Raw genomic sequence first — 7560 nt, 5'->3', positions numbered from 1 at the left:
TGGAACCAGCTCACCGACCAGCCATGGCGCATTATGTCTCTCGGATTGCGCGACTGGGCTCATGGGTCATAGCAAAAACAAATTGGTATTATGTCCAGCACGATGGCATTCCGCTAACCCTCCGTAGCGTCAGGCCGGATGATATACTGGATGTCGGAAGTCAGCCGCCATGCGCTGTGACATCGACATCCACGCCCACTTCGAGCGCAACCCACTGGCCTGTCGTCCAGGGGCCGATACCGACGTTGAACCTGGAACGAACAAGCTGGAGACGGCCCTTGGCATGCGCAGTAGAGCCTGAAATGTCGATGGTAAGAGGAAGGGTAACGGGTTTGCTCACGCCCTTGATGGTCAGTGTGCCTTCAGCGTCATAGGCGTTGCCGCCTTTGCTCTTGAAGTCATTCACCTCGAAAACAGCCGAAGGGAATGCCTTGATGTCAAACCAGTCGTGACCGGGTAGCGCACCATCACGCTGGCTGTCGCCTGTCGCGGCACTGCTCATATCGATGGTGATCTTTGCGTGACCGGATTCAGGATGGGCCGGATCAAAGGAGATCGTGCCATCATATTTTCCGAAATGACCTTCAAACGCCTTGCCGGTCTGGGTGCCGGAGAAGCCCAGCGTGCCGTTGCCCGACGCAAGCGTCCAGTCGGCGGCGAAGGCCGGCGCCGAGAGCAGGAGACCAGCCACGGTAGCGACTGGCAGAAACTTGTGAAATGCTTTCATGGGGTTTCTCCCTTCTGGCGAGGTGTGGAGGACGTGCCGCGAGACGGCAGCATCTGACGAAGAACTCGGTCATGCAGGACGAACTGGTGTCGTAGGGCTGCGGCGACGTGCAGGATGATCAGACCCAGAAGCCCCCATGCGGCCCAGTGGTGGACCACCTTCAGAGCGGCTTCGACCGGCATCTTGTCGGACAGGGTCGACAGCACCGGAAGGTCGGGCCATGGCACTGTTCCGAACAGCACGGTCGGAATGCCCAGCACCGAGACAGAAACCATTGCCCAGCCACTCAGGGGCAGCAGAACCTGCAATCCGTAGAGAGCAAGATGCGCCAGATGTGCTCTTTTTTTTCCAGTGATGGCATATCTGCGGGCAGCGCGGGAGCGCTGTATGCCAGACGCCACCCAATACGCAAGGCGATCAGAAACATCACGGTGATGCCGATGGATTTGTGCAGCTGATAGAGCTGGAACACACGCATCGTATCGAGGGGGAGATGGTCCATGACCAGACCCATCGCGATGAGGGTCAGTATTCCCAGAGCGATCAGCCAGTGGAGGATGATCGCGACTGTGGAATACCGTGTGGCCCCGCTCGCTGTGCGTGCGGGCGTAGGCATAGGATCAGCCCTGTTTTTCGAAGGCGCCGGCAATGCGCAGCTGCACATCGTCAGACACATAAGGCACATACATCTTCACGCCGAAGTCGCTGCGTTTGATGGTGCCGGTGGCTTCAAACCCGGTGGTGTATTTTTTGTCCAGCGCGTTCACGCCGGCACCGATGAAATGCACTTTCAGGGTTTCAGACTTCGTGACACCGTGCAGTGTCAGGTTGCCGGTTACGATCGCGTCGTTGCGGCCGGTGATGCGAACGGACGTGGACTCAAACGTGGCATTGGGGAATTTCGTGGCATCGAACCACTGATCGCTCTTGAGCTCATCATCGAGCTTGGCGCTCGTCGTCTGCACGGAACTCACCGGGATGGTCACCGACAGCTTTGATGAAGCCGGGCTTTTCGCATCAAGGCTCAGCGTGCCGGAAACATTGGAGAAGACGCCGAGATAGTTGGTGAAGCCGAAATGCAGGACAGAGAAGCCGACCTGTGTGTGACCCGGCTCGACGTCGTAGGTTCCGGACTGGACCTGAGCGGCGTTGGTTACAACCTGAGCAGATGCCGGACTACCTGCCAGCAGACCAATTGCAACAGCGGCCGCAGGAAAGGAAAGCAGAGTGTATTTCATGAAATGACTCTCCGGTCAGTAATGAGTGCATCCTGGAAAGCAGCGCCGTGGTGTTCGAAAGGAACACCGGTTTCTGCTCCGCTGAGGTCTTCATTACCGACGGGAAAGCGAGTGAGAAATAACAACGATGGAAATATATGGTTTCTATATTTTATCTATGGAGCATGAGAAAAGCCGAAATGACTCGGTGCCACGATTTTCCGCATGTCCATCGCTTCTCCCATTTCTGTCGGAACCTTATCGTGGAAGCGTCCGGTCTCGTGCCGGGCGAGGATCTCGTCACGACTGGCTGGATCGCGTCGGGTACATCCTGATAGTGCGCTATTTCCTCAGGTCGATGGGTTTTCGTGTCTTTCGCATAATGATGCGCCATCCACAAACGGTAGCTATGTTATTCCAGCAGTCTCGGGTCGCGCTCGATACCATTCGGCTGGTGGGATGCCTGTTCGATGGCGCAGATGAGCTACAGATCGCGGCCGGAAAAGTTTTTCGGCAGGGAAAGGGCAGGGGTCTACCGTACCCCGCGCGCGCCCGTTCCATAACAATAGAAATGGCAGGTATGCTGGCTGGCGTGAGATGTTCTGGCTTGGTGTTCCGATCGTGCCTGAAGCAGTTTTTTTTAATGACCTGATGCCTCCCATAAGCAAACCGAACGCCAGACTGCATCATGGCTAGTTGCTTGTGTCACTCGCGGGGCTCTGGAAAGTGTTCCCCGAATTGCGTCTCACGGCATTTACGCAGGGCCTCCTTTTCGCGGCGTTCAACCGACGCATCGTGCTGGGCGGACAGATGTTGGCGGTAAAAGGCATGCTGCAAAAAGAAGCTGCGGTCGTGCATCTGATCGCGAAAGAGATCATCGATCTGTCAATACTCCTGGCGGATGTCGGCAACCGCTTCTTGCAGGGCGTTGACACAGAACCGCAGGATTTTCGATCCGAACACCTGTTGGTAAAATCACGAAATTTCTACGGACTGATCCCTCATCAGTCTCTGTGCTATCCCGGTAAGAGTTGCCTTCCTCGCAGCCTGGGAGAAGATGGGCGCGCCGATCATAAGTTCGTCGGGCTGGTGCTGTTTTATGAAAGCGGAGATTCCACCCGCTACGACATCTGCCGTTCCTGTAAACGTATAACGTAAGGTTCGGCCGATAAGAGCCTGTTCCTGTTCGCTCCACGAAACGGCGCGAGGTACTGGAAATTGCGTTGGACGCCCTCGGCGCAACGCAACAAAATGCTGTTCCAGTGACGTTGCTGCATGTCGCGCCTCGGTGAGCGTTTCTGCGATAATCGCATTGACGGCCAGCATGGCATAGGGCTTCTGAAGACATTCAGACGGTTCAAAACGCTGACGATAAAGTGCAAGAGCCTCTTCCATCAGATCCGGTGCGAAGTGACTGGCGAATGCAAACGGCAGACCCATGATCGCGGCCAAATGCGCGGAAAACAGGGAGGATCCAAGCAGCCAGACGGGCACAGAGAGCCCCGCTCCCGGCACAGCAAAAACCGTCTGACCCGGTTGAGGCTCTTCGAAATAATGCAGCAGTTCGACAACATCCTGGGGGAAGCGATCCGCAGAGCCGGGATCACGCCTCAGTGCCCGCATGGTCGCCTGATCAGAGCCTGGAGCACGCCCCAGTCCAAGATCAATGCGCCCCGGGTAAAGCGATTCCAGCGTACCAAATGCTTCGGCAACAGCAAGCGGTGCGTGATTGGGCAACATGATTCCACCTGCCCCCACCCGAATAGTTTTCGTTGCTCCTGCAACATACCCGATAGCAACCGCCGTTGCCGCCGAAGCGATACCGGGCATCGCATGATGCTCCGCAAGCCAGAAACGGTGAAATCCCAGGCGCTCCGCATGGTCTGCAAGGTCTGCACTGCGATGGAGAGCCGCTGCAGCAGAACTACCTTCATTGATGAACGCCAGATCAAGAATTGAAAGCGGAATCATGGAAACAGTCCTCTTGCTCACTCTTTCTTCAACATAGGACTGCATCTACGCGGCCACCAGAGTTAGAGCCCCGTAAGCACCAGCAAGATGGTCCGGCAGGCCGATGCCGCGTCTGGCGAGAGCGGGCGTAGCTCTTTGGCGCCGGTGGCGGCGTGACGGCGGAACACGCAGACCGGATAAGGTGCGATCTCTGCCAGCTAGCGAAGAGCGGGCATAAGAGGTGGGCCCCTGGGAGGCGCGACACCGAATCGAATCACCGGCGGGGCGCGGAGGGCGTTGCCCTTCGGGCGAACGACGCTACGCAGACGTGTTGCCAAAAGGACCAGGATCACTGCCACCAAGACGATCGCCGGGAGATGGAGCAGCGGGCAAAGCGGACAAGAGCCGTCGTTGTGATGATGGTGGCCGATATCTGACTCGCCGGACGATTGCGCCCGCGCCAGCTTCGGATGGGTGTCATGTCCCATTGGCATGGACATGTGAGGCATCGGCATGTGAGCCGACATGGGGGGGTGCGAAACCCGATGATCGGGGAGCGGCGCGGCGGTGATATCGATCCCGGTCAGGCGCGGGATTGCCTGCCTGGGTGTTTCTTCAGGACGCGCTCCGCAAGTAAGTGCGAGTTGTCCGCACAGGCCGACGAGCGTCACAACGACGAGAAGCCATCGTATGCTCCGTCTCATCCCACGTGTCGGCATACCCGCCGTCACCGATCCTGGTCTGCAGTATTGGAAAGGGAGATGAGACCGTTCACAATTATCCTACGGCGCTTCACGTACTGACGTTTCCCCTAGGCTCGACAGGCGATCAGTGCAACCTTTGTGTAAGGATCCGCCTGTCAGGACCTACAGCCCGTTCGCCATCATAGACATCGGGCAGGGGGCAAATGGAAGATTATTCCGCATGGCATGAGCGATCCTGCTGAGAATTGCCCTTTCATCCGCACGGATTGAAGCCCGGCGCATCTGAAACCACCGACGGACCGAGACTATCCGCTCATCGCTCAACCAGAAAGGTTCCACCTCGACAAAGGTCTGATCGACACGATGGAGATGTGACGGTTTTGTGCCGGTATGGGATTTTGTTAGGCGGCTCTGGCCTTGAAAGCGAGTGGGCTGATGCGGCCGAGGTATGAATGCCGTCTCCACGTATTATAAAATCCGTTAATGTATTGGAAAATGGCTGCTCTCGTTCAGCACCTAGCGCGGATCTGCGGGCAGATGGGTTATCCTGGGAGCATCCGGGTCGACCGGGGCTCGGAGTTTGTCAGCCGGGATCTGGATCTATGGGCGTATCAGAAGGGAGCCGTGCTCGACTTTCCCCGCCCGGGCAAGCCGACCGACAAAAGCTTCATCGAGCCCTTCAACGGCAAATTCCGGGCCGAGTGCCTAAACACGCACTGGTTCATGAGCCTTGAGGACGCCGTTGCAAAAATGGAGGCTTGACGTCACGACTACAACGAGGTCCGCCCGCACAACGCATCGGTAACGAACCCCCGGTATCGCTGCTGAACGACTCTCCGGCGGATCTTCCGACTGAGCCTTGAACCTGGAAGTTTCCAGTTCACGCTGGCCCAAACGCGGGGAGCACTTCACAACCACCATGCCTGATGAAAGCTGCGATGCAGTTGCGCAAAACGACATGAGGATCGAACAATCCCGTCAACGAATCTCGTCATTCCCTTCTCTGGCTATAAGCTGTTTGTTTCCATCGACCGAGAGTTCTGGTTGATCCGGAAGAGGACGACGACCGATACTGCGCCTCATGACGGCGCCAGATCGCGCGACGGATGGTTTGATCGCAGCAACACGGCGTTCGATCCCTCGGTCGGGCCTATCGGTCAAACGCCGACGAGACCTTCATGGAGAGGACCGACCCCGCCACGCAGCAATCCAGAAGACAAGAGCCTCAATCAACGCTTCTTCGATCCGTCCATCTTGAGTCCGTCACGGACGATGTTCCTAGTCTCGCCCAAAACGCGTTTCCCTCCGGAAATACATCTAATCCGCACTTTTCCCGTTACAATGCTCAGGAGTTTCAGAAATCATGAAGAAATTTTTTTTTGCTCTTACCTTTGGCATGGCGCCCGGCGTCGCTCTTTCACAATCGGTTTCCTCTCCCCCCCCTGGAGAAACATCAGCAGAAACACATCAGACAAATCCTTCGTTCAGACCGCCGGTAAACGTGAATAACAGCGTAATTGATGGATCGCAGCGCATCACGATCGGGGACGGCGTTACCCAACCTCTCTCTTCCGTCGTTGGGCAGCAAATCAACGTCATGAATTATGGTGCGAAACCCGGCGACGCAGACAGCGGAACTGCGATCAGAAAGGCTCTAGCGACTGCCAGTAACCGTTTCCCAGTATACTTCCCATATTCACCCCACGGCTACACGATCAATTCCGGCAGTTACAATGGTCGTGAAATCGGCACGTGGCTGCTTAACGGCAACGTCATTTCAGGCAAGGCTATCGGCTTTCCGGCTAATGGGACTGGAACCCTCATCAGCCCGTATACAAACCCATATCTTATCGCGACAAACCGTAAGTCAGTTTACGATCCGGCCGCAATTCCTCAAGCAGGTAAAGGTGCGACTGTCGCAGAAAGCATTGAGTGTCTTCCTAACCGTCCCAATAGACAAAACAAAAATGCGGACCGCAACTGGATTGCCTGTCGATATGTCGGAGCGGACACTGGAGCTGGCGGTACGCCCTCCACCGACCTTAGCACCGAAGTCGAAAACTGGGTTCTGAACGTTTCCGGAAACCATGGTCTCGCCTTCGAAATCGATACCAATTTCAATGCCGCAGTCACCGACGGGCAGTGGACGACGGGACTCTTTCTGGCGGGTGGAGGAGCCAGCGGAAGAAACGTGAATTCCGTCGCATTGTCTATCATGCACGCTGCATATGACGCATCCTGGCTCCCCTGGACCACTGGCATTTCAATTCGCGAAACGACCAATCAGATCCAGCAATACAAAACATCTGCTGGAGAAGCGGGTTTTTTCCAGCAGGCGTTCGATGAGAAGGGAACGCCCATTTCCTGGTTGGACAAGATAGGTAATCAGACATCCCAGATCGTCACCGCGAGGAAAGGTTTCATCGCTGAAGCTCCGACCGGACGTGATGATTATTCCGCATCACGAAATACAAGTGACGATACCGGATTTTTTTTCCGAGCGCTTGACGAACACTCCAATACTCTGGCTTCCATCGACAAGCGTGGCCAAGCGACTGTTTCAGGTTTCGTCAACGTCAATCATGCTACAGAAACGGCATCTGCACATTGCAGGATAGGTGAAATGCATGCCGATGATTTCAATCTGTACGTCTGTATCAGCACCGGAAAATATAAAAGTGTTCCGTTACAGACTATCCACTAAGGGTTATGGGGATTTACGAGGAGTTTGAAGCATAATTTAAGTTCTGGATGGAACGTTTTGTGCTGACGGATGCCCAAGGGAACGCTGATTGAACCCCGTTGCCTTGGCAAATCGACGCGCACCCCGAAAACCCGGCCAAGTTGAGTTGGAATTTTCCACGTATGATCGGCTCTGTTGCGGAATTTGATATGTAGACGTGATACTTCCTTTGAGGCTCTATTCTTTACTGAATGGCCTGCGTGAAGGGGATTCCGAGCG

The 7560-nt window shown here is 55.7% G+C and carries 5 protein-coding genes and 3 pseudogenes; 2 read left to right on the top strand and 6 right to left on the bottom strand.

Annotated features, from left to right (window positions below; genetic code table 11):
* Positions 1-160: 160 nt before the first annotated feature.
* The 6 genes and pseudogenes from PWM43_RS15090 to PWM43_RS15065 form a co-directional block, all read right to left on the bottom strand.
* A complete protein-coding gene (locus PWM43_RS15090; protein WP_289843300.1) occupies positions 161-727 on the bottom strand; it encodes a YceI family protein in 567 nt (188 codons plus the stop codon).
* Positions 724-1343, bottom strand: a pseudogene (locus tag PWM43_RS15085) (cytochrome b). The gene PWM43_RS15090 and the pseudogene PWM43_RS15085 overlap by 4 nt, the downstream one beginning before the upstream one ends.
* Positions 1344-1347: 4 nt before the next feature.
* Positions 1348-1965: a YceI family protein gene (locus PWM43_RS15075; RefSeq protein ID WP_289843297.1), complete on the bottom strand. Its 618-nt coding sequence runs from the start codon at positions 1963-1965 to the stop codon at positions 1348-1350.
* Positions 1966-2919: 954 nt separating this feature from the next.
* Positions 2920-3915, bottom strand: coding sequence for an LLM class flavin-dependent oxidoreductase (locus tag PWM43_RS15070; RefSeq protein ID WP_289843296.1), 996 nt, complete (start codon positions 3913-3915; stop codon positions 2920-2922).
* Positions 3916-4112: 197 nt separating this feature from the next.
* On the bottom strand, positions 4113-4421 hold the full coding sequence (locus tag PWM43_RS15475; protein WP_394356097.1) for a DUF2946 family protein: 309 nt from the start codon (positions 4419-4421) through the stop codon (positions 4113-4115).
* Between the two features lie 578 nt (positions 4422-4999).
* Positions 5000-5098 (bottom strand): annotated as a pseudogene (locus PWM43_RS15065) (IS3 family transposase); the annotation flags it as partial.
* Between the two features lie 4 nt (positions 5099-5102).
* Here PWM43_RS15065 and PWM43_RS15060 point away from each other — a divergent pair.
* Both PWM43_RS15060 and PWM43_RS15055 read left to right on the top strand, forming a co-directional pair.
* Positions 5103-5461, top strand: a pseudogene (locus PWM43_RS15060) (integrase core domain-containing protein); the annotation flags it as partial.
* A 500-nt stretch (positions 5462-5961) separates the two neighbouring features.
* Positions 5962-7302: a hypothetical protein gene (locus tag PWM43_RS15055; protein ID WP_289843295.1), complete on the top strand. Its 1341-nt coding sequence runs from the start codon at positions 5962-5964 to the stop codon at positions 7300-7302.
* Positions 7303-7560 lie beyond the last annotated feature (258 nt).

The sequence above is a fragment of the Brytella acorum genome, from assembly GCF_029309905.1.
GTDB classification, from domain to species: domain Bacteria; phylum Pseudomonadota; class Alphaproteobacteria; order Acetobacterales; family Acetobacteraceae; genus Brytella; species Brytella acorum.
The sequence above is the reverse complement of the archived record's forward strand: the minus strand, read 5'-3'. Positions and strand labels throughout refer to the sequence as shown.

Coding starts and splice junctions, on each gene's coding strand:
- PWM43_RS15090 (WP_289843300.1), bottom strand. CDS start 727: ATGAAAGCATTTCACAAGTTTCTGCCAGTCGCTACCGTGGCTGGTCTC.
- PWM43_RS15075 (WP_289843297.1), bottom strand. CDS start 1,965: ATGAAATACACTCTGCTTTCCTTTCCTGCGGCCGCTGTTGCAATTGGT.
- PWM43_RS15070 (WP_289843296.1), bottom strand. CDS start 3,915: ATGATTCCGCTTTCAATTCTTGATCTGGCGTTCATCAATGAAGGTAGT.
- PWM43_RS15475 (WP_394356097.1), bottom strand. CDS start 4,421: ATGTCGGCTCACATGCCGATGCCTCACATGTCCATGCCAATGGGACAT.
- PWM43_RS15055 (WP_289843295.1), top strand. CDS start 5,962: ATGAAGAAATTTTTTTTTGCTCTTACCTTTGGCATGGCGCCCGGCGTC.